Source organism: Streptomyces sp. NPDC059816, assembly GCF_042732055.1.
Taxonomy (GTDB): Bacteria; Actinomycetota; Actinomycetes; order Streptomycetales; family Streptomycetaceae; genus Streptomyces.
This window is the reverse complement of the sequence record NZ_JBHWIQ010000004.1, coordinates 117,266-141,784: the sequence shown is the minus strand read 5'-3', so window position 1 is coordinate 141,784 and position 24,519 is coordinate 117,266. Positions and strand designations below refer to the sequence as shown.

Genomic DNA, 24,519 nt, shown 5'->3' with positions numbered 1-24,519 from the left:
TTGCTGTTTTGCGCAGTTCCCCGCGCCCCTATCGGGGTCGGGGTGCGATGCGCTGCGCTGCGGTTGGGCAACTGCCTTTCTGAGTAGTGCTCTTGTGGCATTCTGTCCGCACATTGGGTATGCCGTACAGGGGGAAGAATGAAGCGATCAGCGGAGTCGATAGAGGTCGGTCTGGTCTTCGAGAGCCCGGACGGCGCCGAGGTGACCGAACAGGAGATGGAGTCGCTGATCGAGGAACTCGACCAGCTTCCGCTGCTCCACCGGACGCACAGCCCGGCCCCACCGCCGCCCCCCGGCACCCGCGCCGGTGACACCACCCTCTACAGCTCCCTGATCTTGGGTTTGGCCGGAGCGCCCGCCATGCGGTCGCTGGTGCTGCTGGTCCAGGACTGGCTGGCGCGCCGCACCACGGGCACGGTCACCCTCCGGATCGAGGACAACGAGCTGCACCTCGAAGCCGGCTCGCCCGCCGAGCGCCGACGGATGGTCGAAGCCTTCCTCGCGCACCTCTCCTCCACCGACGGTCCAGAGGAGTCAGGTGACTAAGCGGGCCCTGGTGCTGGCCACCGAGACGTACGAGGACGCCCGGTTCGCGGCCTTGCCGGGCGCCGCCTCCGACGCCGAGCACCTGCGCGAGGTCCTCGGCGACCCGGCGGTCGGCGCGTTCGAGGTGAACGTCCTGGTCAACGAGTCGATGCGGAGCTGGGGAATAGCGATCGAGCAGTTCTTCGGCTCCGCCACCGCCGACGACACGCTGCTGTTGCACCTGTCCTGCCACGGCCGGAAGGACCGCCGCAACCGACTGCACTTCGTCACCCGCGACAGCGAGTTCGACTCGCTGGCCGCCACTTCGATCGGCGCCGACTTCCTCGCCGACTGCATGGACCAGAGCCGCAGCCGACGCGTCATCCTGCTGCTCGACTGCTGCTACAGCGGGGCCTTCAACAAGGGCATGCGCACCCGCGGCGACCAGGAGGTCGCCCTCGACGAGACCTTCCAGGGCAGCGGCCGGATCGTCATCACCTCCTCCACCGCCCTCCAGTACAGCTACGAGACCGTCTCGCTCAGCCGGGTCGAGGGTCAGCCCTCGGTGTTCACGTCCGCCGTCGTGCACGGTCTGCGTACCGGAGACGCGGACCTCGACGAGGACGGCATCGTCAGCGTCGACGACCTGTACCGCTTCATCAGCCGCCGGATTCCCGAACAGGTGCCCGATCAGACGCCGACGCTGAGCGTTTCCTCGGCCGAGGGGGAGCGCTTCGAGCTGGCCCGGAACCCCCGCGCCGCCGAGTTGGCCGACCGGGCCCTGCGCCGCGCGCTCGAAGGTGACCCGGGGCTTTCCCGTGCCGCGGAGCAGTTGGCCCTCGCCGAGGCCAGCCGCCGGACCCAGGAGTCCGAGGCCAGGGCGGCCGAGCTGAGCGAGCAGGTCAAGGCGGCGGAAGCAGCAGTGGCCCACCACACCAGTTTCCGGGCCCGGAGCACCCAGAACCTCACGAGGATGCTGGGCCTGTTGTTCTCGCTCGCCGGAGGGGCGGCCGGACTGTGGTCGGCCTCGCTCTGGGTGGACGGCTTCACCCTGCCCGACGGTGGCGGGAAGCTCTTGGCGCTGGCGATCTGCGCCGTCGTCCTCGACCTGTTCTTCGTCGCCGTGGTCGTCGGGACGATCAAGGCGATGGTCACCGCGGGAGGGCTCCTGATGGGCTGGATCATCGAGGAGGAGCCGTTCGCCCGGCACGAGCCGACCGGACGGAGGGTCCTCGCCGGCCTGCGGGTGGGCGGCGGCGTGGCACTCCTGCTCTTCGTGGTGGCCGCCGAGGTGATCTGGCTGTTGCCGGCCGGCCTGCGCCTCGGCGGATGGCTCTCCGGCCTCGCCGGGCTCCCCGTCGACATCCGGTCCGGCTGGAGCGACACGCTGGCCACGCTGTCCGGGATCGCCGGGCTGTTCACCGCCGCGATCGTGCTCGACGTCAAGGAGCGCACGCCTGACGAGGAGATCATCGAGGAGAGGAACCCCGGCTTCGTCCGGCGAGCCCGGTACAAGAAGAGGTGGAAGTTCGGCCCCTTCTACTCCTACGACCAGCAGGAATTCACCCAGGGCAGAAGCACCGACTTCCTCTGACCACGCCCCCGGGAACACCACACCCGCCAGCGAACGCGCCCCGACAGGGGCGCGGGGAACTGCGCAAGAACGACAACGCACCCGAGCCAGGCCACACACCCCCAGCGGATCGCGCCCCGATAGGGGCGCGGGGAACTGCGCAAAACGACAGCGCACCCCACAGAACAGCCCACCGCCAGGTGATCGCACCCGATCACCAGCACGAGCAACCACGCAAGAACCGGAGCGCACCCGCACGGGACAGAGCCCGAATCGGTGATAGCGCGGGTGAGTTCGCCCACAACGGTCAGTGACGGGGGAGCGCCCACCCCTTTCGCGCTTTACGCTCGACAGACTCCACCCCTTCGGCCCCCCGCAGGGCCCGTCTTCCGTCAGCGCGGAGGTTCCAGCTCCCATGAAGCTCACCGTCGTCGGCTGCTCGGGGTCGTTTCCGTCCGTGGACTCGGCCTGTTCGAGCTACCTCGTCGAGGCCGACGGCTTCCGGCTGCTGCTCGACATGGGCAACGGCGCCCTCGGCGAGTTGCAGCGCCACTGCGGTCTCTACGACCTCGACGCCATCTTCCTCAGCCATCTGCACGCCGACCACTGCATCGACATGTGCGGGTACTTCGTCGCCCGCTACTACCGCCACGAAGGCGGCCGCTGCGACCCCGTCCCCGTGTACGGCCCCGAGGGCACCGAACACCGGCTCACCACCGCGTACGCGGACACCCCCTCGGCCTCCTCCATGAGCGAGGTGTTCGACTTCCACACGGTCAAGCCCGGCACCTTCGACATCGGCCCCTTCACGGTGCGCACCGAACGCGTCGCGCACCCCGTGGAGGCGTACGGCATCCGCGTCGAACACGGGGGCCGCGCGCTCACGTACTCGGGGGACACCGGCGTCTGCGAGCCGCTGCAGGAACTCGCCGCGGGCGCCGACCTGTTCCTGTGCGAGGCCGCGTTCACCGCCGGCAAGGAGAGCATCCCCGACCTGCACCTGAACGGGCGCGAGGCCGGGGCGGTGGCCCGCCGGGCGGAGGTGGGGCGGCTGCTGCTCACCCACATCCCGCCGTGGACCGACCCCCAGGTCAACCTGCTGGACGCCCGTGAGGTCTTCGAGGGCCCCACGGAACTCGCCGTCCCGGGCGCCACGTACGCGGTCTGAGCAGAGCACCGGGGAGTGCCGCGCCCGGCGGGCACGGCGCCCCCGCCGGCACCCCTACTTCACGTTCTCGCGGTCCTCCGCCTCCGACTCCTCCTCCGGCTCCCGGCCCGGGGTCTGGAGGTTGAACTTGATGATGGCGAACCGGAAGACCGCGTAGTACACCACGGCGAAGGCCAACCCGATCGGAATGATCAGCCACGGTTTGGTGGCGAGACTCCAGTTGATGACGTAGTCGATCAAGCCGGCCGAGAAGCTGAACCCGTCCTTGACGCCCAGCGCCCAGCTCACCGCCATCGAGACGCCGGTGAGCACCGCGTGGATCGCGTACAGCAGCGGTGCGACGAACAGGAACGAGTACTCGATCGGCTCCGTGATGCCGGTGACGAACGAGGTCAGCGCCACCGACAGCATCAACCCGCCGACGATCTTGCGGCGCTCGGGCCGTGCGCAGTGGGTGATCGCGAGGGCCGCCGCCGGCAGGGCGAACATCATGATCGGGAAGAAGCCCGTGGTGAACTGCCCGGCCGTCGGGTCACCGGCGAGGAAACGGTTGATGTCACCGTGCACGACCGTGCCGTCCGGCTTGGTGTAGTCGCCGAACTGGAACCAGACGAACGTGTTGAGGAACTGGTGCAGCCCCACCGTCAGCAGCGCCCGGTTCGCCACGCCGAAGATGCCGGAGCCCCAGGAGCCGAGGTCCACGAGCCATTCCGAGAAGCTGGTGAGCGCGTCACCGATCGGCGGCCACACCCAGACGCACAGCGCGGCGAAGAGCAACCCGATGAACGCCATGATGATCGGGACGAGCCGCCGCCCGTTGAAGAAGCCCAACCAGTCGACCAGCTTGGTCCGGTGGAACCGCTGCCACACGTACGCCGTGACCAGGCCCATGACGATGCCGCCGAAGACCCCCGGGTTCTGGTACGACGCCTGCGCCGAGGTGCCGTCCTCGGCGACGCACAGTCCGCTCCAGACGCCCGCTCCCTCGAAGTCGGCGCCCGGCGCACAGCTCTCCGGGAACGCGCGGAGGATCGCGTAGTACACCAGGAAACCGGCGACCGCGGCGAGCGCGGTGGAGCCGTCCGACTTCTTCGCCATGCCGATGGCGACGCCGATGCAGAACAGCAGGGGCAGGCCCAGCGAGGAGTCCAGCAGGGCGCCGCCCGCCGCCGCGAACACCGTCGCGACATCCGTCCAGCCCAGTCCCTCGGTGCCGAAGACGTCCGGCTGGCCGAGCCGGTTCAGGATGCCCGCGGCAGGCAGGACGGCGATGGGCAGCTGAAGGCTGCGCCCCATCTTCTGCAACCCCTGGAACAGGGTGTTCCACCGTGAGCGGGCGGGTGCTGCCGCGCTGTCCGCGCTCATGGGCGACCTCCTGGGATGACGGACGCCACCCGGTCGGGTGGCGCGTCGTGATCGTCATCCTTCGTCAAGCCAACGGTCACCGCTCGCGAAGTTGGGCCAACAGTGGGTTAACGTGACAAAGCAGTCATCAGTGGCGCCAGGGAGGCAGCATGGCCAGCAAGGCTGAGAAGATCATCGCGGGGCTCGGCGGGCTTGAGAACATCGTGGAGGTCGAGGGCTGCATCACCCGGCTGCGCACGGAGGTCGTCGATCCCTCGAAGGTGGACGACGGTGCGTTGAAGGCCGCGGGGGCGCACGGCGTCGTCAAGATGGGGACCGCCGTCCAGGTCGTCATCGGCACGGACGCGGACCCCATCGCCAGCGAAATCGAAGACCTCATGTGAGCTCCCCGGCCGGACGCACCCGATAGGGGCGCGGGGGACTGCGCAGAACAACAGCGCACCCGCACCGAACGGCCCGCCGCCAGGCGATCGCCCGGGCCCGGCAGGGAACCCCCGCCGGGCCGCAAGCCGAACCGCTCAAGCCCAGAGCTGACCGTGCAGCCGCTCGATGGCCTCCTCGGTGGTGGCAGCCGTGTACACCCCCGTGGAGAGGTACTTCCAGCCCCCGTCGGCGACGACGAAGACGACGTCCGCGTCCTCCCCCGCCTGAAGGGCCTTGCGACCGACCCCGATGGCCGCGTGCAGCGCGGCCCCCGTCGAGACGCCCGCGAAGATGCCCTCCTGCTGGAGCAACTCCCGGGTCCGGGTCACCGCGTCCGCGGACCCGACGGAGAACCGGGTGGTGAGGACGGACGCGTCGTACAGCTCGGGCACGAACCCCTCGTCGAGGTTGCGCAGCCCGTAGACGAGGTCGTCGTACCGCGGCTCCGCAGCGACGATCTTGACGTCCGGCTTGTGCTCGCGCAGGTAGCGGCCGACGCCCATGAGCGTGCCGGTGGTGCCGAGGCCCGCCACGAAGTGGGTGATGGACGGCAGGTCGGCGAGGATCTCCGGCCCGGTGGTGGCGTAGTGCGCACCCGCGTTCCCGGGGTTGCCGTACTGGTAGAGCATGACCCACTCCGGGTTCGCCGCGGAGAGTTCCTTGGCGACCCGGACGGCCGTGTTGGAGCCGCCCGCCGCGGGCGACGGAATGATCTCCGCGCCCCACATGGCGAGCAGCTCCCGCCGCTCCTGCGAGGTGTTCTCAGGCATCACGCAGACGATCCGGTAGCCCTTGAGCCGGGCGGCCATCGCCAGCGAGATGCCGGTGTTGCCGGAGGTGGGTTCGAGGATCGTGCAGCCCTCGGTGAGCCTCCCCTCCTTCTCGGCCTGCTCGATCATGTGGAGCGCGGGGCGGTCCTTGATCGAGCCGGTCGGGTTGCGGTCCTCCAGCTTCGCCCAGATCCGTACGTTCTCGGAGGGCGAGAGCCGCGGTAGGCGGACGAGCGGCGTGTTGCCGACCGCGGCGAGCGGGGAGTCGTACCGCATGCCGGTCAGGCCATCCCGCCGGCGACGGCGGGCAGGATCGTGACGCTGTCGCCGTCGGTGAGCTTGGTGTTGATGCCGTCGAGGAACCGCACGTCCTCGTCGTTGAGGTACACGTTCACGAAGCGCCGCAGCTGGCCGTTGTCGACCACCCGGTCGTGGATGCCGGCGTGCCGGCTCTCCAGGTCGGCGAAGAGGGCGGCGAGGGTGTCCCCGCTGCCCTGGACGGCCTTCTCCCCGTTGGTGTAGGTGCGGAGGATGGTCGGGATGCGGACCTCAATGGCCATGGCGTGGGCTCCTGTCGGGAGTCGGGCAAACGGTGTGGCGGCGTACCGAGCGGATCTCGGCGGTGGGGCGGGCGGACGGAGCGCGAGGTGGCGGGCGGACCGGGAGCCGGCCGCCGCTCGGCGGCCGGGCGGGTGCGCCCGCCGGTGCGTCAGGGCCGCTCGGCGGCGGAGGTCAGCACGGACAGATGGCACTGTCGGACCGGCACAGGTCGACGTGCAGCCGCGCCACGAGCAGCGGCGTGCCCGGCGTCTTCTCGCTCACGTCAGAGGGAACCATGCGGTCATCGTATCGATTCCCCCCGCGGGTCCCAGAGGGTCATTCCACATCGCGGACGGAATCCGGCCGCGATGTGGACATACCGGGGTCGAGGGCGCCGGTCAGTACGCCTCGACGACCCGGACCTCCTCCTCCGTGACTGCGCCGTCCACGATGCGGAACGAGCGGAACTGGAACGGTCCGGCGTCGTCCTGGTCGGCGGTGGAGACGAGGACGTAGTGCGCGCCGGGTTCGTTCGCGTACGCGATGTCCGTGCGGGAGGGGCGCGCCTCGGTCGCGGTGTGCGAGTGGTAGATGATCACGGGTTCCTCGTCCCGGTCGTCCATCTCGCGGTAGAGCTTGAGCAGATCGCCCGAGTCGAACTCGTAGAAGGTGGGCGAGCGGGCGGCGTTGAGCATCGGGATGAACCGCTCGGGCCGCCCCGTGCCGGCGGGTCCTGCGACGACTCCGCACGCCTCGTCGGGGTGGTCCTCGCGCGCGTGGGCCACTATGCGGTCCCGCAGGTCCTGGGTGATGGTCAGCATGGGCCCAGGATAAGCAACGGGTCCCTCCCGTACCGGATTGCGGTACGGGAGGGACCGGATGCTGGACACGGGGTGGGGTCCGGTCAGCGGCCGGCGTCGCTCGGTACGGCGTCCGAGGACCTTTTCTGCCGGTTGAAGGCCGCCGCGTCGGGGTTGCGCCGCTTCAGCACGAGGTACGAGACGCCGAGCAGCAGCGCCCAGACGGGGGCGCAGTAGAGGGAGATCCTGGCGTCCTCGTCCACGGCCATCATGACGATCACCATGCTGATGAAGGACAGGGCGAACCAGCTGGTGAACGGGGCGCCGGGGGCCCGGAAGGAGGACTTCGGGAGTTCACCGCGGTCGGCGCGGGCCCGGTAGCGGATCTGGCTGACCAGGATCATGATCCAGGCCCACATGCCGGAGATGGTCGCGAACGACACCACATAGGTGAACGCCTCGCCGGGCCACCGGTAGTTGATCCAGACGCCGACCAGCATGAGCGCCGCGGAGAACGTCGTGCCGATCAGCGGGGTGCCGCGGGAGGTGAGGCGGGTGAAGACCGCGGGTCCCTGGCTGTTGAGGGCGAGGTCGCGCAGCATGCGGCCGGTGGAGTACATGCCGGAGTTGCAGGAGGAGAGCGCGGCGGTCAGCACCACGAAGTTGACGACGGCGGCGCCGAGGGCGAAGCCCATCTCCTCGAAGGCGGCCACGAAGGGGCTGACGCCGGGCTGGAAGGTGGTCCACGGCACCACCGAGAGGATCATGATCAGCGCGCCGACGTAGAAGACGGCGATCCGCCACGGAACGGTGTTGATGGCCTTGGGGAGGTTCTTCTCCGGGTCCTTCGACTCCCCCGCGGTGACGCCGACCAGCTCCACGGCGAGGAAGGCGAACATCACGATCTGGAGGGTCATCAGGGTGCCGCCGACGCCCTCGGGGAAGAAGCCGCCCTCGTTCCACAGGTGGGCGACGGTCGCGGTGTCGCCGGCGTCGGAGAAGCCGATGGTCAGGATGCCGGCGCAGATGAGGATCATGCCGATGATCGCGGTGACCTTGATCATCGAGAACCAGAACTCCAGCTCCCCGAAGAGCTTCACGGAGATCAGGTTGGCCCCGTAGAGGATCACGGTGAAGACGAGCGCGGACAGCCACTGGGGGATGTCCCACCAGTACGTCATGTAGGTCGCCGCCGCGGTCACCTCGGTGATGCCGGTGACCACCCAGAACAGCCAGTACGTCCAGCCGGTCACGAAGCCGGCGAAGGGGCCGACGAACTCGCGGGCGTACTCGGCGAAGGAGCCCGACACCGGTCGGTACATGAGGAGTTCGCCGAGGGCCCGCATGATGAAGAAGATGACGAGCCCCGCGACGGCGTACGCGAGGATCAGGCTGGGCCCGGCCTTGGAGATGGCCTTGCCCGCACCGAGGAACAGTCCGGTGCCGATCGCGCCGCCGATGGCGATCATCTGGATCTGTCGGGCGCCGAGCGCGCGTTGGTACCCCTCCCCGTGGGAGTCCGTCCGCGGGTGCGCGCCGGTGGGGGGAGTGGGGAGGTCGCCGCCGTCCTTGCCGACCTGGGTCGAGGTCATGGTGCCGTGCCTTTCGCCGGGTGAGTGGGGCCCCGTCAAGTGCGGAAGGTCTACCACGCGACCGGCGGAGATCGACTGAGGCGCGTGTGGGGCACGCCACAGGAAGAAAGGGAGGAAACCCCCCTCCCCCGGCAAACGCCGCAGGGGTGGTGACGGATTCGTTATCCGGATTTGAGCGCCCGCTGAGCGAACGCACGCCCCTTGCGCACCACTGCGCGCCCACCCCTTGCGGAAGGGGGCCACCCTTCGCGTATTGTTCTAGTTGACATAGAACTAGTGAACATTTTCGCTGATCTGGATGGGGGATGTCATGGCACGTACGACCCGAATCGACCGCCTCCCGGGGTGGCGCGGGGCCGCCCCGGTGGCACTGTCCGCAACCCTGGCGACCGGGGCGTTCCTGGCCGTCTTCGCCGCCGCGTACGACCGGCTGCCGACCGAACTGGCCACCCATCTGGGCGCCGACGGACGGGCCGACGACTTCACGGGGCGGGGCGCGTTCGCCGCATCGGCCCTGCTGCTCGTCCTCGGGACGGCCGCGTTGTTCGCGGTGCTGAGGCACCGCGCCCGGGGCTCCGGGACGGCGGCCCGGCTGCTCACCGCCACCGGCACGGCCCTACCGGTCTTCGTCGGCTACCTGACGGTGGCGCTCACCCGGGCCAACACCGGGGTGAGCGACCCGCACGCGGTGCACCTCCCCGGCTGGCACGCGGCGCTCGCCGCCCTGGCCGCGGTCCTCGCCGGCACCGCGGGATGGCTCCTCGCCGGGACGGACCCGGCCGCGCACCGCACCGCCGTGCGACCGCCGCCGGCCACCGCGGACCGACTGGCCCTCACCCCCCGGGAGCACATCGCGTGGACCCGTTCGGTCAACTCCCCCGGCCTGTGGGCGATCGGGGCGGTCGTCGCGGTGGGCGCCCTGGTGTCGGGGAGCGCCGTGGGCTGGTGGGCGCTGCTGCCCGCGGTGGTGGTGGGGCTGCTGGTGGCGACGACCGCCCGGGTCCGGGTCACGGTCGACGCCCGGGGCCTGACCGTCGCCCCCGGCCTGCTGCCCAAGCCCCGGGTCCACGTACCGCTGGCGCAGATCACCGCCGCCGGGACCCAGGACGTCAGCGCCCTGCGGGACTTCGGCGGCTGGGGGTACCGCACCCGGGCCGACCGCAGCGGGATCGTCCTGCGGTCGGGCGGCGCCCTGGCCGTGGACCGGGCGTCGGGGCGTACCTTGGTGGTCACCGTGGACGACGCGACCACCGCCGCCGCGGCACTCAACGCCCTGGCCGACCGGGCCCGCCGCACCGAGCCGAACGAAGCCTGAGATGCTGTTCCGAATCGACCCCCAGTCCCCGCTGACCCTGAGCGACCAGGTCGCCGCGTCGGTCCGCCGCGCGGTCGCGGAGGGGACGGTCACCCCCGACGAACGGCTGCCCGCCGCCCGGGAACTCGCGCGCTCGCTCGGCATCAACCTGCACACCGTGCTGCGCGGCTACCAGAAGCTGCGGGACGAGGGGCTGGTGGAGCTGCGGCGCGGGCGCGGCGCCGTCGTCACCCGCGGGGCGGACCCGGGGCGCAGCCGGCTGACCGAGCGGGTGCACGAGGTGGTGGCCGAGGCCCGGGCGACGGGCCTGTCCGACGAGGAGTTCCTCGACCTCGTCCGCCGGGCCATGGGGGCGGGGGCGCCCGAGTAGGTCCGGGGCACCGGACCGCACCGGACCGCACCGGACTGGAGCCGCCGGATCGTCGGACGTCAGGTCGTCGGACGTCGGACCGCTACGGCATCAGGGTGGTGACCAGGGTTTCCTGGAGCCCTCCGAGCCACAGGTAGGCCATGACCATCGGCTTGCGGGGGTCCTCGTCGGACAGCCGGTAGAGCAGATCGGCGTCGTCCTCGTCGGAGATCTCCAGCCGCGCCGCGATCGCGAGCCGCAGGTCGTTGAGCGAGCCGAGCCAGCGGCGGCTGTCGTCCGCGGTCAGCCGCAGCACGGCCCCGCCGTTGGAGTCGGTCGTGAGCCCGTCGAGGGCGCGGATCACCGCGAGGGCGTCCTCCCGCTTGCGGGCCCGCAGGTCGTTCTCGGTGAACCGGCGGAACTCCGAGGAGCGCTCGGTGAGTTCCGCGGCCTCCTCCGGCTTCGTCGGGGCCTCGCCGGGACCCCCGTACGCATCGGGGAAGAGGCGGTGCAGGACCGGGTCGGCGGGCGGCTCGGTCGGGCCGTCGGCGAACAGTTCGGCGAGCGGGTCGGCCGGGGCGTCCCCGCCGGGGCCGGGCCCGACGAGTTCCAGGAGTTGGACCGCGAGCGAACGGATGATGGAGATCTCGACCTCGTCGAGCGTGACGGCCGCGCCGCCACCGGGGGTCGGTTCGAAGTGTCCTGGCATGGAGTCAGTCGCTACTTCCGGTCCTGCTGGAGCGTGGCCCACAGACCGTAGCCGTGCAGGGCCTGCACATCGCGCTCCATCTCCTCGCGGCTTCCGCTGGAGACGACGGCACGGCCCTTGTGGTGGACGTCCAGCATCAGTTTCGTGGCCTTGTCCTTCGAGTACCCGAAGTACGCCTGGAAGACATAGGTCACGTAGCTCATCAGGTTGACCGGGTCGTTGTGGACCAGCGTGATCCACGGGACGTCCGGCTCCGGTACGGCGAACACCTCTTCCGCCGACTCGGTCTTCTCGATCTCTAGGGGAGCGGGAGCCGTCACACCGCCCATGCTGCCACTTGGTGCGCCCATACGCACAAACGGCCCGCCCCTCGGGTGCCCCGACGAGCTTCCGCTTTGAAATCGTCAGAGTGACGAGATTGGGGGTAGCATCATCGTCATGAACACTGCGGACCTCGGGTTGCCGGTGGACGTGCCGTCGACCGCGCTCTTCACGGACCACTACGAGCTGACCATGCTCCAGGCGGCACTCGCCGCGGGCACCGCCGACCGGCGCTCCGTCTTCGAGGTCTTCACCCGGCGGCTCCCCGAGGGCCGCCGCTACGGAGTCGTGGCCGGCACCGGACGGGTGCTGGACGCCGTGGAGAACTTCCGCTTCGACGAACCGGTCCTCGGTTTCCTGCGCGAACGCGGAGTCGTCGACGAGCGGACCCTCGCCTGGCTCGCGGACTACCGCTTCTCCGGTGACGTCTGGGGCTACCCCGAGGGCGAGGTGTACTTCCCCGGCTCGCCCCTGCTGCGGGTCGAGGGCTCGTTCGCGGAGTGCGTGCTCCTGGAGACGGTCATCCTGTCGATCCTGAACCACGACTCGGCGATCGCCGCCGCGGCCTCCCGGATGGCCTCCGCCGCCGGGGACCGGCCGCTGATCGAGATGGGCGCCCGGCGCACCCACGAACTGGCGGCGGTGGCCTCGTCCCGGGCCGCGTACGTCGGCGGCTTCGCCACCACCTCGGACCTCGCCGCGGGCTTCCGGTACGGCATCCCGACCGTCGGCACCTCCGCCCACGCCTTCACCCTGCTGCACGACACCGAGCGCGACGCCTTCCGCGCCCAGGTCGACTCGCTGGGCGCGGGCACCACCCTGCTGGTCGACACCTACGACGTGGCCGATGCCGTGAAGGCCGCCGTGGACGTCGCCGGACCGGAGCTGGGCGCGGTCCGGATCGACTCGGGCGACCTGCTGCTCGTCGCCCACCGGGTCCGCCAGCAGCTCGACGAGCTGGGAGCCACCCGGACGAAGATCGTGGTCACCTCCGACCTGGACGAGTACGCCATCGCCTCGCTCGCGGCGGCCCCCGTCGACGCGTACGGGGTGGGCACGCAGCTCGTCACCGGCTCCGGGCACCCGACCTGCTCCATGGTCTACAAGCTGGTCGCCCGGGCCGCCTCCGGTGACCCGAAGGCCCCGCTGGTGCCGGTCGCCAAGCGCTCCACCGGCGGGAAGACCTCCATCGGCGGCCGCAAGTGGGCCGCGCGACGGCTCGACGCCCAGGGGGTCGCCGAGGCCGAGGTGATCGGCACCGGTCCCGTACCCACCGACCTGGCCGACCGACAGCTGCTCGTCGAGCTGATCAAGGGCGGCTCGGTGCTCGCCCGCGAGTCCCTGGACGTGGTCCGCGACCGGCACTCGGCGGCCCGTGCGGCACTGCCGCTGTCGGCGACCCAGCTGTCCCGCGGCGAGGCCGTCATACCGACGGAGTACATATGAGCGCCGCAGCGGGATTCGGACCCCACCCTTGGGGTACGTGCGACTACACAAAAGCCGTGTGACGAGGGAGGTCGTGCCCTCTCCCGGTCCGACGCAGGAGTGCCTACGCTCGGTCCGTCCGACCGCACCACCCTCCCTCACCCCGACCCGACAAGGACCATCGACATGCGCCGCGCCCTGATCGTCGTAGACGTGCAGAACGACTTCTGCGAGGGCGGCAGCCTCGCCGTCACCGGAGGCGCCGACGTGGCCGCCGCCATCACCGAGCTGATCGGCCAGGCGCCGGCCGGCTACCGGCACGTCGTCGCGACCCGCGACCACCACATCGCACCCGGCGACCACTTCTCGGACCAGCCCGACTACGTGGACTCCTGGCCCGTGCACTGCCTCGCCGGAACCGAGGGCGTCGGCTTCCACCCGAACTTCGCCCCCGCGGTCGCCTCCGGCGCGGTGGAGGCCGTGTTCGACAAGGGGGCGTACTCGGCCGCGTACAGCGGGTTCGAGGGCGCCGACGAGAACGGGGTCACCCTGGCGGACTGGCTGCGGGACCGGGAGGTCACCGAGGTGGACGTGGTCGGCATCGCCACGGACCACTGCGTACGCGCCACCGCCCTGGACGCGGTGCGCGAGGGGTTCCGGGCGAACGTGCTGTTGGACCTCACGGCGGGCGTCGCCGGGGAGACCACCGAGCGCGCGCTGGGTGACCTCCGCGAGGCGGGCGTCACGCTGAGCGGCGAGCCGGTCGTGGCCGCCTGACGCCCCGGGGCGGGCCTACGGCTCGCCCACCGGTGGCTGACGCGCCAGGAACTCCTCGAACGCCGCGAGCTGCTTCGGGTCCATGTACCCCTGCCGCCCCTGGACCGCTTGCGCCTCCAGCCACTCAAGGGACCAGGCGGCGTACAACTCGGCCACCACCGTCCGACCCCGGGTGAACGTCATCCGCACGCCGTCCGCGTGCACGTACTGCGTATACGGGCCGTGTTGCGCGGGTCCGGGCGGGCGCTCCTTCGCCCGGCCCGGCGGGGGCAGGACGCCGAGGTACCGCCGCGCCCAGTACTCCAGCTCGGCCAGCTCCGCGGCCGGGAGCAGCACGCTGGCCGGGCGCCCGTCCCCGGTGAGCGTCACGCGCTCGCCGGTCTCCGCGACACGGTCGATCAGCAGCTCGAAGTCGGCTGCGGCGTACGGTGGTTCACCACTGTCCATGGTCTCGACGGTACCGACCGCGGGGCCTCGGTCGCCGGAGCAGGAGGGTGCGGCAGGTGCAGGTGCAGCGGTCCCCCCGGAGCAGGGCCCGCACCGTCCGCCGGGCGTCGTGGCAGCCGTGCTCGGGCAGTTCGAAGATCCGCGCCCGGACGCACCCGGCGCACACGATGGCCCAGTCCACCGCACACCATCGGTGCAGGTGGTACGGGCCCGGGGCGTCGAGCCGTCGCACGTAGGGGTGGTGCCACCAGCGCACGGGGCCCTTGCAATCGACGCAGAGACGGGTCGTCCTCACGGGTCGTTCCTCCTTCGCTCCCCGCCGGTCACTGGGACAGCAGCGCGCGGACCGTCTTGCCGTCTGCGTCCGGCCGCCACGACAGCCGCGCGAAGCAGCGGACGAGCAGCAGCCCGCGGCCCCCTTCGTCGTCGGGCGCGGTGTCCTGTTCACCGTGGTCGGGCATCCGGGCGACCGGGTCGCTGACGTCCACCAGGAGGCGAGCGTCCGCCAGCACGGCGAGCCGCAGTCGCAGCAACCTCCCGGGCACGGCCGCGTGGACGACCGCGTTCGTCGTCAGCTCGGACACCACGAGCAGGGCCGCGTCCCGGTCACCCGGCCAGCCCAGCCGGTCGAGCGCCCGTGCGGACTGTCGGCGGATCAGTCCGATGACGCGCGGGGTCATCGTGAAGCTCATCGACCATTCGCCGGTCACCGAATGGTCCACCGGCAGTGGGTACGTGCGGCCCATAACCGCCCTTCCTGACGTGGGCCGACGGGATGGCGGCCCGGGAGTGGGTGCACACATTCCAACGAGCAAGTGAACTGGCCTGACAGGCAATTAGGTGGAGCCTTCGTTAGCCGAAAACCGGCAACTTAACGCAGGATCCGATGCACCCTGGGCACATGAACGGCTACTTTGAGCACGGAAATGAAGGGACTGCACGCGAGACAACGGCGCGCTCTCGAAGAAGAATTCAGATGTACGGCCGTCGAGCTGGGCTTCCGCAGACCTCCGCCCAGGACAGCGGCACACCGCCAAGCCTCAGTGGAGGAGTCCGTGAAACGACGCCAGTTCGCCGCTTCGGCCGGAACGATCGCCGCCGCCAGCACTCTGCCCGGCACAGCCTCCGCATCGACGCCCCGCATCGGCATGGCCGATGTCCACCGATTCGAATCCGCCTTCCATCAGATCGTCGCTGCCGACAACGCGCGCGGCGGGGGCATTCGATTGGAGACCCGCGCGCTCAGCTTCACGAAGCTCGTCACTGACGTCCAGGCGAACAGCACCGCCAGCCAGCGTGTGCGCCAGCGCCTGTACTACCTCGCCGCAGCCTTCACTGGGAGCGCTCTTTGGGCCGCGATCGAGGATCAAGAGCCTGAACGGGCCAACCAACACCTCGACCGCGCGACCCGGCTGGCCGGTCTTTCTGGCAACCCCGACATCCAACTCCGAATCTGGGGTCATGCCTCGATGCTGGCCACCCAGACAGGCAACCTCTCCGAGTCGCTCGCCGCATCCGAGGCTGCCAAAGCCTCGCCGTTGTGCCGCCGGGACCCGTTGTACCGCTCGCTGACGGCTGCCCGCTTGGCAAGTTCGCAAGCCCGCATGGGTGAGCGCACCCAGGCCCGCCGCAGCCTGGCGGTCGCCGCCCAAGCGTTCGAGCAAGCCGACCAGCAAACGTCTCGGGCGCCCTGGGTGGCTTTCTACGATCGCTCAGAATTGGAAGGGCTGTCCGGTCTCGCAATGTCGGATCTTGGGCGACACGATCAGGCAGAGGCGCACTTCCACCGCGCCCTCGCGCACTTGCGTCCGGACTACGAGCGCAACCGGAAGTACTACACCTCGCATCTGGCCCTCTCCCAAATCCGCCAAGGTGACGTGGAACTGGCGTACACGACGGCGTCCTCCGTGTTCCCCCACCGCGACGACGCTCCGCTGACCGGACGCCAATGGAAGCTGCTCAAGAAGTTCAGCCACGAACTAGCCATTCAGGCGAAGGGCACGGACGTGGCTGCCTCCTGGGCGGAACGCTATGCCGACGAAAGGAACCACAACGGGCGGGCGTCCGGCAGGCGCTGATCTACGTACACACCGCGCGGCCCGAGACCGACCCGGAGAACCCCGTTCACCCAGTAGCTCCCCTGCCTCGTGAACCACTGGAGCGGTGCAGGCGAGCGGCCACTGTTCGAGGACGCCGGCCCGGGAGTGGATGGCGCACATTCCAACGAGCAAGCGAGCTGGTCTGACAGGCAATGAGGCGGAGTCTTCGACAGGCGCGGACCGGCAATTTTTACGCAGGGCTCGATGCACCCAGGGTGCATGAACGGCTACTTTGAGCACATGACGGGGAACGTCTTGCTCGCCGCTCGGATGAAGGCCGAAGGCTTGAAGCAACACGAGCTGGCCGATGCGCTGAATCACCGCATCGCTTCCTTCACCGGAAGACTCGGAACGCTTCAGGATCGCCACGTCCGCAACTGGTTGACCGGAAAGACGAAGTGGCCGCACGCGAGGCAACGGCGCGCTCTAGAGGAAGAATTCGGGTGCTCGGCTGCCGAGCTGGGCTTCCGGAGACCGCCGCCCAGGCAGGCGGCACACCGCCAACCCTCAGTGGAGGAACCCGTGAAACGTCGCCAGTTCACCACCGCCACCGCCGTCGGAACGATCGCCGCAGCCACCGCGCTGCCCGACCCCGCCTCCGCCTCCGCCTCCGCCTCGACCACCCGCATCGGCATGGCCGACACCCAGCGGCTGGAGGCGGCCTTCCAGCAGATCGCCACCGCCGACCAGACCCGTGGCGGCAGCACCGCTCTGGAGTCCCGCGCCCTCGGCTTCGCCCGGCTCGCCCTCGGACTCCAGAAGAACGGCATCGCCAGCCAGCGGGTCCGCCAGCGGCTGTACTACCTCGCCGCGGTCTTCACCGACACCGCACTCTGGTTCGCGATCGATGCGCGGGCCCCGGAGCGGGCCGAGCGGCACCTGGACCGCGCCCTTCGGCTGGCCGGGCTCTCCGGCAGTCCGGACATCCAGCTGTGCCTCTGGGGGCACGCCGCGATGCTCGCCGTACAGACGGACAACTTCCGCGACGCGCTGGCCGCGTCCGAGGCGGGCCAGGCGTCCACCGCCTGCCGCCAGGACCCCGCGTACCGGTCCCTGGCAGCCGCTCGGCTCGCCGGCGCCCAGGCCCGGATCGGCGACGGAACGGCCGCGCGACGGCAGGTGGACGTTGCCGCGCGGGCCTACGAGCGGGCCGAGCCGGACGTTCCGCGCGAAGCCTGGGCCGGGTTCTTCGACCGCGCCGAACTGGAGGGCCTGTCCGGCCTCGCACTGGCCAGTCTCGGGGAGCACGAGCAAGCCGAGGCGTACTTCCATCGCACCCTCTCCCACCTGCGTCCGGAGTACGCGCGGAACCGGCAGTACTACAGCACCCAACTGGCCCTCTCCCAGCTCCGCCAGGGAGACGTGGAGCTGGCCTGCGTCACCGGTTCCGCCGCGCTGGCCGGTGCTGGCCACGCCCCGCCGAACGGGCGTCAGCGCAAGCTGCTCGACACCTTCCACCGCGAGCTGAACGCCACCGCAAAGCACACCGGCGCTGCAGCGGCCTGGACGGAACGCTACGTCGGCGAACGGAACCACGACGGGCGGCCATCCGCCGGCAGGCGCTGACCGGCGCGCACACCACGCCGCCCCGTTCGGCTCACGCGGCGCCCCGGTTCTCCGCCTCCAGGCGGGCGAACACCTCGGCGTCCTCGGGGTCGGAGGCGAGGTCGAGGACCCAGCGCCGCAGTACGTCGGCCACCGTCTCGACCGTGGCGCCGCCCAGCTCCTCGTCGAAGAGGCGGCGCTGTTCGTCGGAGAGGGCCGCGCGGACGCCGGCCACCGTGGCGGGCACCTCCACCCGCTCCTCGTTGTGGATGGTCCATCTCGACGTTTCGGGGTCGGCCACGGCAGTGGGTCCTCTCCGGTCCAGCGGCGCCCGGTGCTCGCCGCGTCCATGGGGTCCGCGCCAGCGTAGGGCTCGGGAGCGGGCTTCTGGGCGTGCCCCGGCCCGGCGCGTGCAGCACGGCAGGGGCGTGTGCAGCGTCACGGGGTGTGGAACCGGGGGCGAAGGGCGGAAAGGGGAATGTTCGCGCGCTTTCCGTGTTCAACGTATAGCGCAGTGGGGGGCTTGCGGCAAGGCCCCGGTCGTGCCGCAGAATCGCCGACCGAAGCCGTACCCCCCGGGACCGGGGCGGGTCCGGGGGCGCCCGGGTCTTCGGGCCGGGGAGCGAACGCTTACGCTCGTTGCTGCGCGCGCCGTGGTCGCCAGCACCCCCAGATCGGACCCCCCTGATCGGACCCCGATCCGACACCGCAGATCGAAACCGAGGCCATGAACCCCCTGACCACCAGCGCATTCGACCTTCCCGACCGCCTCTCCCCCAAGGCGGACCCGGCACTGATCGACGGCGACGAACGGCACTTCGCGGCCATTGCGGAGAGCCTGGAACAGTCGATCGCCGAGGTGTCCGAGCTGCTCGACCGGGAGCGCAGGGCGCCCGGCGGGGTCGGGCGGGACGCGATGGACCGGGACGCGGAGGTCCACCGGCTGACCGGGCGCCTGCATGGGCTGCGCCGCTTCGGCCTGGACCTGTGCCTGGGGCACTTCGTGTCCGCGGACAGCCCGGAGCCGGTGTACGTCGGACGGCTCGGTCTCACCGACAGCTCGGGGCACCGGCTGCTGCTGGACTGGCGCTCGCCCGCGGCCGAACCGTTCTTCGCGGCCACCCACGCCCGTCCGATGGGCCTGGTGAGCCGCCGCCGCTACCGGTGGACCCGGGGTCGGATCGGTGACTACTGGGACGAGGTGTTCACCGCGGACGGGCTGGAGGGGCACGCGGCGCTGGACGACCAGTCCGCGTTCATCGCCAGTCTGGGCAGCAACCGGTCGGAGCGGATGCGGGACGTGCTCGGCACCATCCAGGCCGATCAGGACGCCGTCATCCGGGCGGGGTCCCGGGGTGCGCTGGTCGTGGACGGGGGGCCGGGTACGGGGAAGACCGTGGTGGCCCTGCACCGGTCGGCCTATCTGCTGTACTCCGACCCCCGGCTCGGTCACCGTCGGGGCGGGGTGCTGTTCGTCGGCCCGCACCAGCCGTACCTGGCGTACGTCGCGGACGTCCTGCCGAGCCTCGGCGAGGAGGGCGTGCAGACCTGCACCCTGCGGGACCTGGTCGCGGAGGGGGCGGCGGCGACGGTCGAGAAGGACCCGGAGGTGGCCCGACTGAAGTCGTCCGTGGAGCTGGTGAAGGCGATCGAGCCGGCCGTCAGGATCTACGAGGAGCCGCCCACCAAGGGCATGACGGTCACCAGTCACTGGTCCGAGACCTGGCTGAGCGCCGAGGACTGGGCGGCGGCGTTCGAGGCGGTGGAGCCGGGCACCCCGCACAACGAGGCGCGCGCGCAGATCCGGGAGGAGCTGCTGACGATCCTGATCGACAAGGACACCAGCGAGGCCACCCCCGAGCTGCTGCGCAGGTCACTGCTCCAGAACCGGGAGCTGCTCGGGGCGCTGAACCGGGCCTGGCCGATGATCGAGGCGACCGACCTGGTCGGGGACCTGTGGACGGTGCCCGCCTATCTGCGCAAGTGCGCCCCGCACCTGAGCGTCGCGCAGGTGCGCCGGCTCCAGCGGGCCGACGCCCAGGCGTGGACGGTGTCCGACCTGCCGTTGCTGGACGCGGCCCGGCAGCGGCTGGGCGATCCGCGGGCGTCGGTGCGCAAGCTGCGGCGGGACGCCTCGGTGGCCGCCCAGCGGGCCCGTAGGTCCGCGGTGATCGACAGCCTGTTGGCGGCCGACGACGACGCGGAGGGGGCGGTGACCATGCTGCACGGGAGGGACCTCCAGGACAGCCTGATCGACGAGAGCGGGCTGCCCGTCGCCGATCCGGAACCCCTGGTCGGCCCGTTCGCGCACGTCGTCGTGGACGAGGCCCAGGAGCTGACCGACGCCGAGTGGCAGATGCTGCTGCTGCGCTGCCCGTCGCGGAGCTTCACCGTGGTCGGGGACCGCGCCCAGGCCCGGCAGGGGTTCGAGGAGTCGTGGGAGCAGCGGTTGGAGCGGATCGGGCTGGACCGGGTGACGGTGGCGTCGCTGAGCATCAACTACCGGACGCCCGAGGAGGTCATGGCCGAGGCGGAGCAGGTCATCCGGTCGGTGCTGCCGGACGCCAATGTGCCGACGTCCGTGCGCAGCAACGGGGTGCCCGTGGTCCACGGGTCGGTGGCGGACCTGGATGCGGTGCTGGACGCCTGGCTCGCGGAGCACCCGGACGGGGCCGGGGTGGCGTGTGTGATCGGTGACCCCTCGTTCCGGCCGCGGCCCCGGGTGCGGTCGCTGACTCCGGGGACGTCGAAGGGGCTGGAGTTCGACCTCGTCGTCCTCGTCGATCCGGAGGCCTTCGGCGAGGGCGTCGAGGGGGCCGTGGACCGCTACGTCGCGATGACCCGGGCGACGCAGCGGCTCGTCGTCCTCAGGAGTTCCTGAGCCCTCAGGAACTCCCGAGCCTGCCGCGCGGGCTCCTGAACCGGCCGCGCGGGCTCCCCAGCCGGCTGCCCGGGCTCCTCAGCCGGAGTCCCGGGCCGCGGTCTCGATCAGGTCGGTCACCTCGACCGGCCGGGACGCCAGGGAGGCATGGCTGGCGTCCAGCTCGATGATGCCGCGCGGGGACATGCGCTGGGCCATCTTCTTCTCGTTCTCCGGGTTGATCATCCGGTCCTGGGTGGAGATCTGGTACCAGGTGGGCTTGCGGCGCCAGGCCGGGTCGGTGATCGTGTCGCCGAAGGTGCTGCCCAGCGGTGCCTTCTGGGTGACGGCGAGGACGAACGCCTCGTCCTCGTCGAGGTCCTGGCAGAAGCTCTCGCGGTACTTCTCGGGCTTCACCCAGAGGTAGCCGTCGGAGTCGGGGGCGATGTTCTCGAACGCGGCGGGCGGCAGGTCCTGGCTGATCTGTCCGGGGCTCTCGCCGGCGTCGGGGGCGAAGGCGGCGATGTAGACGAGGCCGGTGACGTTCGGCAGGTCGCCCGCCTCCGTGATCACAGCGCCGCCGTACGAGTGGCCGACCAGCAGGACCGGGCCGTCGATCTGCTTGACCATCTTGCGGGTGCGTTCGGCGTCCTCGGCCAGGGAGGTCAGTGGGTTCTCGACGGCGTGCAGCCCGGTGTGGCCGCGGCGCTTCAGTTCGAGGATGACCTTGCCCCAGTGGGCGGCGCCACCCCAGAATCCGTGGACGAGGACGATCGAGGGCGTGTCAGCCATGACTGCGGGCCTTTCGGTGCGGTTCGCCAGGGCCCCCCGGTCGACCGTAGGACCGCCGGAGTGCCTCCGCCACCGGAGCGGTGCCGCTACTCGCCCTTCACCCGGGCGTTCAGCCCGGGGTGGGTGCCCAGCGGGGGGCGCCGCAGCAGGCTGCGGATCGGGTGCCACAGTTCGGCCGAGTCGTCGGGGGCGGTGCGCCACACCAGCCCGTCGGGGTGGTGCAGGACCGCGGTGATCTCGTCGGGGGTCGGCGGTTCGACGTTGCCCCGCAGGTAGACGGAGCGCAGGCCGAGGTTGCGGAGCCGGGTGAGGGCGCGGGCCCGGTTGCCGGCGACGATCAGGACGCGGACCCGGTCCGCGGTGTCGGACAGGGCGTTCTCCGCGGTCGGGCTCGGCAGGTTCAGGGCCACGACCACGTTCCCGTTCGGAAGTCTGCAGAAGCCTCCCGCACTCATATCGTCACACCCCCGTGAGACATCGTGTCAATAAGGACCGTACAGACGCACCTAAGCACGGCCGGCCGCCACCCCGCTAGAGGGTGGCGGCCGATCATGGCTTGACCTGCGAAGACGCCTTCTACCTGGTAGATCGTCCGACCTGGACGGTGATCGTCGAGCCGTCCCGGGGCTGCTTGATGATCTTGATCCGGGTGTTGGTGTCAGTGACCTTGACGCTGGCGGTCGGGTTGGCCACGTCCCAGTAGCTGCCCTTGCGGTCGTCGAAGACCGGGACCCCGCGGTGCGCCGCGATCTTGGCCGGGACGTCCGCGGTGTGCAGCGTGAACGCCGCCGAGCCGCGGGTGCTGAAGGTCGAGTCGAAGGACTGGATGCGGTTGCGCATCAGGTTGCCGTTCGCCCACTTCAGCGGGGTCGGGCTGGCGTCCACCGGGAGGATCAGCCCCCGGCCGTGGTGCTGGCTGGTGTTGTTGTCCTTCTGGGAGGTGTCCCAGAGCCAGACCAACAGGCCCTTCTGGTACTTGTAGTGCTCCACCCAGTCCGGACGGGTGGTGGAGAAGCCGAAGTTGTACGGGCCGACCTCCAGGGTCTGGTCGTACGACACGTACTGGCGGTTCTCGGCGATGTAGTACTGCTCGTACTGGTTGGTGAAGGACTCGCCGATCCGCGAGAAGCCCTTGGTGGTCCAACCGCCCGCATCCGTCTCGGCGTTGTCCGAGAAGACGGGCGCGCCGTCGCCGGTGACCGTGAGCGCGTCACCGGTGAAGCCGAGGCCGCCGGTGCCGCCGTCGGTGGCGTACCGCAGGCGCAGGTCGATGCGCTGGCCGGCGTACGCGTCCAGCGAGTAGGCGAGCTTCTTGTGGCCGCCGGAGACGCCGCTCAGCGCGGGGCGGTCGGCGCCGTCGCGGGCGAGGGGGCCGCCGTCGGCGGTGCCGTCGAGCGCGGTCCAGTTGGCGCCGCCGTCCGTGGAGACCTCGGCGTAGAGGTAGTCGTAGTTCTCCTCGATGTCCCACCAGCCCTGGAGGGACAGCTCGGCCTTGGTGCGGCCGGTGAGGTCCACCGAGCGGGTCAGGGTGTTCTGGAGGTCGTCGCCCTGGCCGCTCCACCACTGGCGGGTGCCCTCGGCGGGCTTGGTGACGGTGGTGGTGACCGGCTTGGTCGGCAGCTGCACGATCAGCGCCTGCGGGTTCTTGGTGTTGTACGCCGAGACGCCGAGGCGGTGCGTGGACCTGGTGGCCGCCCGCGCGAGGTCGTAGTCCAGCCAGCCGAGCTGGAGCTTGTCCCAGGCGGTCATGTCGCCGGGCAGGTCACCGATGGCGTCCTTGCCCCGGCCGAGCCAGGAACCGCTGGACATCAGCGACCAGAAGCCGGTGGAGTTCTCGCCGCCGCCGGAGGTGTCGTAGAGGTCCGGCAGACCGAGGTCGTGGCCGTACTCGTGGGCGAAGACGCCGAGTCCGCCGTTCTCCGGCTGCACGGTGTAGTCGCCGACCCAGATGCCGGTCTCGCCGATCTGGGTGCCGCCGGCGCGGTTGTCGCCGGGGCCGGTGCGCCCGGCGTCGCTCCCGTACGCGTACCAGCGGTGCGCCCACAGGGCGTTGGGGCCCTCGGTGCCGCCGCCCGCGGACTCGTCCTCGCCCGCGTGCACCAGCTGGAAGTGGTCGATGTACCCGTCGGGCTCGTTGAAGTTGCCGTCCTGGTCGAAGTCGTACCGGTCCCAGAGGTCGTAGGCGGAGAGGTCCTGCTTGATCTGGGCGTCGGTGCGGCCGGCGGCCTTCTGGTCGCGGACCCAGGCGTTGACGCCGTCGCGGACCGCGTCCCAGACGTTGACGCAGTTGGAGGAGCCGCAGTAGTTGGAGCCGTAGCGGGCCTCGTTGTAGTCGACCTTGACCCAGTCGGAGACGTGGCCCTCCACCGAGTAGCGGCCCGAGGACGCCTTCTCGTAGTAGGTCTTCAGGGACTCCTTCTTGCGGCCCTGCTCGTCGACGCCGGTGCCGAAGTAGAGGTCCTGGAAGTGGGCGCGGTTGTAGTCCGCCTGCCAGGCCGTCGAGTTGTCCTTCGCCCGGTCCGGCTGGGGGATCTTGTTGTGCGCGGGGCCGGGCGTGCCGCCGTACTTCAGTACGGGGGGCTTGGGGCCGTTCGGGCCGTCCGGGTCGTGCTGGGTGGTGCTGTCGACCTTGTCGCCGAACTCCAGCAGGATCGTGAAGATCTTGTCGGTCTTCTCGCGGCCCAGCTCCACGTACTTCTTGTCGTCGAGCTTGACGACCTTCGAGCCCCCGCGCTGCTGCACGGTCGCCTCACCCGCGAGGACCTGCTCCAGCGCTGTCTCGCGCTGTTCGGCCCGGGCCTCGCTGAAGGGGCCTTCGAGGTCGTGGTCGACATGACCCTTCGCCGGGGCCGGGTCGTGCCGGTCGGCGGCCGGGGCGGGGGCCCCGGCGTCCGGAGCGGCCAGGGCCGGGCCGGAGTAGGCGGCGGTGGCCGCGGCGAACGCCACGGCCACCGCGGCGACCCTGAACGTCCTGCTTCTTCTGCTCACGTGACGGTGTCCTCCCCTGCGCCCCGCGTACGGCGGCCGTTGGGGGGTTCCCGGAGCGGGGAGGGCCGCGCGCGGTGTGCGCGTCACAAGTGCGGTCATTCGATCGGAGTTACAGAAGAAAAGACAGACCTTGACT

At 70.7% G+C, this 24,519-nt stretch carries 26 protein-coding genes; 11 read left to right on the top strand and 15 right to left on the bottom strand.

Annotation, left to right across the window (positions count from 1 at the left end; genetic code table 11):
- The first annotated feature begins 138 nt into the window (after nucleotides 1–138).
- From ACFV88_RS07235 to ACFV88_RS07225, 3 genes are all read left to right on the top strand, one after another.
- Nucleotides 139–546, top strand: a complete 408-nt coding sequence (locus ACFV88_RS07235) for a hypothetical protein (protein ID WP_385486976.1) — start codon at nucleotides 139–141, stop codon at nucleotides 544–546.
- A complete protein-coding gene (locus ACFV88_RS07230; RefSeq protein WP_385486974.1) occupies nucleotides 539–2,119 on the top strand; it encodes a caspase domain-containing protein in 1,581 nt (526 codons plus the stop codon). The genes ACFV88_RS07235 and ACFV88_RS07230 overlap by 8 nt, the downstream gene beginning before the upstream one ends.
- A 394-nt stretch (nucleotides 2,120–2,513) precedes the next feature.
- Nucleotides 2,514–3,266 (top strand): MBL fold metallo-hydrolase, encoded by a 753-nt coding sequence (locus ACFV88_RS07225; RefSeq protein ID WP_385486972.1) that lies wholly within the window; start codon nucleotides 2,514–2,516, stop codon nucleotides 3,264–3,266.
- A 54-nt stretch (nucleotides 3,267–3,320) separates the two neighbouring features.
- On the opposite strand, the gene ACFV88_RS07220 is transcribed toward ACFV88_RS07225, so the two are convergent.
- Nucleotides 3,321–4,631 (bottom strand): PTS transporter subunit EIIC, encoded by a 1,311-nt coding sequence (locus ACFV88_RS07220; protein WP_385486970.1) that lies wholly within the window; start codon nucleotides 4,629–4,631, stop codon nucleotides 3,321–3,323.
- Between the two features lie 149 nt (nucleotides 4,632–4,780).
- Here ACFV88_RS07220 and ACFV88_RS07215 point away from each other — a divergent pair, with 149 nt between their 5' ends.
- Nucleotides 4,781–5,014 (top strand): glucose PTS transporter subunit EIIB, encoded by a 234-nt coding sequence (locus ACFV88_RS07215; protein ID WP_385486968.1) that lies wholly within the window; start codon nucleotides 4,781–4,783, stop codon nucleotides 5,012–5,014.
- A gap of 135 nt (nucleotides 5,015–5,149) precedes the next feature.
- Here the strand turns inward: ACFV88_RS07215 and ACFV88_RS07210 are convergent, their stop codons facing one another.
- The 5 genes from ACFV88_RS07210 to ACFV88_RS07190 form a co-directional block, all read right to left on the bottom strand.
- Nucleotides 5,150–6,100 carry a PLP-dependent cysteine synthase family protein gene (locus ACFV88_RS07210; RefSeq protein ID WP_385486966.1) on the bottom strand — a complete coding sequence of 317 codons (951 nt, stop codon included), beginning with the start codon at nucleotides 6,098–6,100 and terminating at the stop codon, nucleotides 5,150–5,152.
- A gap of 5 nt (nucleotides 6,101–6,105) precedes the next feature.
- Nucleotides 6,106–6,384 carry a MoaD/ThiS family protein gene (locus ACFV88_RS07205; protein WP_385486964.1) on the bottom strand — a complete coding sequence of 93 codons (279 nt, stop codon included), beginning with the start codon at nucleotides 6,382–6,384 and terminating at the stop codon, nucleotides 6,106–6,108.
- A gap of 172 nt (nucleotides 6,385–6,556) precedes the next feature.
- Complete coding sequence (locus tag ACFV88_RS07200) at nucleotides 6,557–6,661, bottom strand: putative leader peptide (protein ID WP_385486962.1); 105 nt, start codon at nucleotides 6,659–6,661, stop codon at nucleotides 6,557–6,559.
- A gap of 101 nt (nucleotides 6,662–6,762) precedes the next feature.
- The gene (locus ACFV88_RS07195; RefSeq protein ID WP_385486960.1) at nucleotides 6,763–7,185 is read right to left on the bottom strand and encodes a Mov34/MPN/PAD-1 family protein; all 423 of its coding nucleotides are present in this window, start codon (nucleotides 7,183–7,185) and stop codon (nucleotides 6,763–6,765) included.
- Nucleotides 7,186–7,268: 83 nt separating this feature from the next.
- On the bottom strand, nucleotides 7,269–8,756 hold the full coding sequence (locus ACFV88_RS07190) for an amino acid permease (RefSeq protein WP_385486958.1): 1,488 nt from the start codon (nucleotides 8,754–8,756) through the stop codon (nucleotides 7,269–7,271).
- Between the two features lie 310 nt (nucleotides 8,757–9,066).
- Between ACFV88_RS07190 and ACFV88_RS07185 the strand changes: the two genes are divergently transcribed.
- A complete protein-coding gene (locus ACFV88_RS07185; RefSeq protein WP_385486956.1) occupies nucleotides 9,067–10,071 on the top strand; it encodes a DUF1648 domain-containing protein in 1,005 nt (334 codons plus the stop codon).
- A gap of 1 nt (nucleotide 10,072) precedes the next feature.
- Nucleotides 10,073–10,441 (top strand): GntR family transcriptional regulator, encoded by a 369-nt coding sequence (locus tag ACFV88_RS07180; RefSeq protein WP_385486954.1) that lies wholly within the window; start codon nucleotides 10,073–10,075, stop codon nucleotides 10,439–10,441.
- An 82-nt stretch (nucleotides 10,442–10,523) separates the two neighbouring features.
- Here the strand turns inward: ACFV88_RS07180 and ACFV88_RS07175 are convergent, their stop codons facing one another.
- Both ACFV88_RS07175 and clpS read right to left on the bottom strand, forming a co-directional pair.
- Nucleotides 10,524–11,129 carry a DUF2017 domain-containing protein gene (locus tag ACFV88_RS07175; RefSeq protein ID WP_385486952.1) on the bottom strand — a complete coding sequence of 202 codons (606 nt, stop codon included), beginning with the start codon at nucleotides 11,127–11,129 and terminating at the stop codon, nucleotides 10,524–10,526.
- A gap of 11 nt (nucleotides 11,130–11,140) precedes the next feature.
- Nucleotides 11,141–11,458: an ATP-dependent Clp protease adapter ClpS gene (gene clpS, locus ACFV88_RS07170; RefSeq protein WP_385486950.1), complete on the bottom strand. Its 318-nt coding sequence runs from the start codon at nucleotides 11,456–11,458 to the stop codon at nucleotides 11,141–11,143.
- A gap of 109 nt (nucleotides 11,459–11,567) precedes the next feature.
- On the opposite strand from clpS, the gene ACFV88_RS07165 reads away from it, so the two are divergent.
- Both ACFV88_RS07165 and ACFV88_RS07160 read left to right on the top strand, forming a co-directional pair.
- Nucleotides 11,568–12,896: a nicotinate phosphoribosyltransferase gene (locus tag ACFV88_RS07165; protein WP_385486948.1), complete on the top strand. Its 1,329-nt coding sequence runs from the start codon at nucleotides 11,568–11,570 to the stop codon at nucleotides 12,894–12,896.
- Between the two features lie 165 nt (nucleotides 12,897–13,061).
- Nucleotides 13,062–13,652, top strand: coding sequence for an isochorismatase family protein (locus tag ACFV88_RS07160; RefSeq protein WP_385486946.1), 591 nt, complete (start codon nucleotides 13,062–13,064; stop codon nucleotides 13,650–13,652).
- Nucleotides 13,653–13,667: 15 nt separating this feature from the next.
- Here the strand turns inward: ACFV88_RS07160 and ACFV88_RS07155 are convergent, their stop codons facing one another.
- The 3 genes from ACFV88_RS07155 to ACFV88_RS07145 are packed head-to-tail and all read right to left on the bottom strand — an operon-like array spanning nucleotide 13,668 to nucleotide 14,821.
- Nucleotides 13,668–14,099, bottom strand: coding sequence for a type II toxin-antitoxin system prevent-host-death family antitoxin (locus ACFV88_RS07155; RefSeq protein ID WP_385486944.1), 432 nt, complete (start codon nucleotides 14,097–14,099; stop codon nucleotides 13,668–13,670).
- Complete coding sequence (locus ACFV88_RS07150; protein WP_385486942.1) at nucleotides 14,086–14,394, bottom strand: hypothetical protein; 309 nt, start codon at nucleotides 14,392–14,394, stop codon at nucleotides 14,086–14,088. Before ACFV88_RS07150 ends, ACFV88_RS07155 begins: the two co-directional genes overlap by 14 nt.
- A 28-nt stretch (nucleotides 14,395–14,422) precedes the next feature.
- A complete protein-coding gene (locus tag ACFV88_RS07145; protein WP_385486940.1) occupies nucleotides 14,423–14,821 on the bottom strand; it encodes an ATP-binding protein in 399 nt (132 codons plus the stop codon).
- Nucleotides 14,822–15,154: 333 nt separating this feature from the next.
- Here ACFV88_RS07145 and ACFV88_RS07140 point away from each other — a divergent pair, with 333 nt between their 5' ends.
- Nucleotides 15,155–16,177: a hypothetical protein gene (locus tag ACFV88_RS07140; protein WP_385486938.1), complete on the top strand. Its 1,023-nt coding sequence runs from the start codon at nucleotides 15,155–15,157 to the stop codon at nucleotides 16,175–16,177.
- Nucleotides 16,178–16,720: 543 nt separating this feature from the next.
- Nucleotides 16,721–17,764 carry a Tat pathway signal protein gene (locus ACFV88_RS07135; protein ID WP_385486936.1) on the top strand — a complete coding sequence of 348 codons (1,044 nt, stop codon included), beginning with the start codon at nucleotides 16,721–16,723 and terminating at the stop codon, nucleotides 17,762–17,764.
- A gap of 31 nt (nucleotides 17,765–17,795) precedes the next feature.
- Here ACFV88_RS07135 and ACFV88_RS07130 read toward each other — a convergent pair whose 3' ends face one another.
- On the bottom strand, nucleotides 17,796–18,044 hold the full coding sequence (locus tag ACFV88_RS07130; RefSeq protein ID WP_385486934.1) for a hypothetical protein: 249 nt from the start codon (nucleotides 18,042–18,044) through the stop codon (nucleotides 17,796–17,798).
- A gap of 426 nt (nucleotides 18,045–18,470) precedes the next feature.
- On the opposite strand from ACFV88_RS07130, the gene helR reads away from it, so the two are divergent.
- Nucleotides 18,471–20,624, top strand: a complete 2,154-nt coding sequence (helR, locus tag ACFV88_RS07125; protein ID WP_385486932.1) for an RNA polymerase recycling motor ATPase HelR — start codon at nucleotides 18,471–18,473, stop codon at nucleotides 20,622–20,624.
- Nucleotides 20,625–20,702: 78 nt separating this feature from the next.
- Here helR and ACFV88_RS07120 read toward each other — a convergent pair whose 3' ends face one another.
- From ACFV88_RS07120 to ACFV88_RS07110, 3 genes are all read right to left on the bottom strand, one after another.
- On the bottom strand, nucleotides 20,703–21,395 hold the full coding sequence (locus tag ACFV88_RS07120) for an alpha/beta hydrolase (RefSeq protein ID WP_385486930.1): 693 nt from the start codon (nucleotides 21,393–21,395) through the stop codon (nucleotides 20,703–20,705).
- 86 nt (nucleotides 21,396–21,481) lie between these two features.
- A complete protein-coding gene (locus ACFV88_RS07115) occupies nucleotides 21,482–21,850 on the bottom strand; it encodes a hypothetical protein (protein WP_385486928.1) in 369 nt (122 codons plus the stop codon).
- Between the two features lie 121 nt (nucleotides 21,851–21,971).
- Entirely contained in the window at nucleotides 21,972–24,299 is a 2,328-nt protein-coding gene (locus ACFV88_RS07110) for an immune inhibitor A domain-containing protein (RefSeq protein WP_385487414.1), read from the bottom strand.
- Between the last annotated feature and the right edge of the window lie 220 nt (nucleotides 24,300–24,519).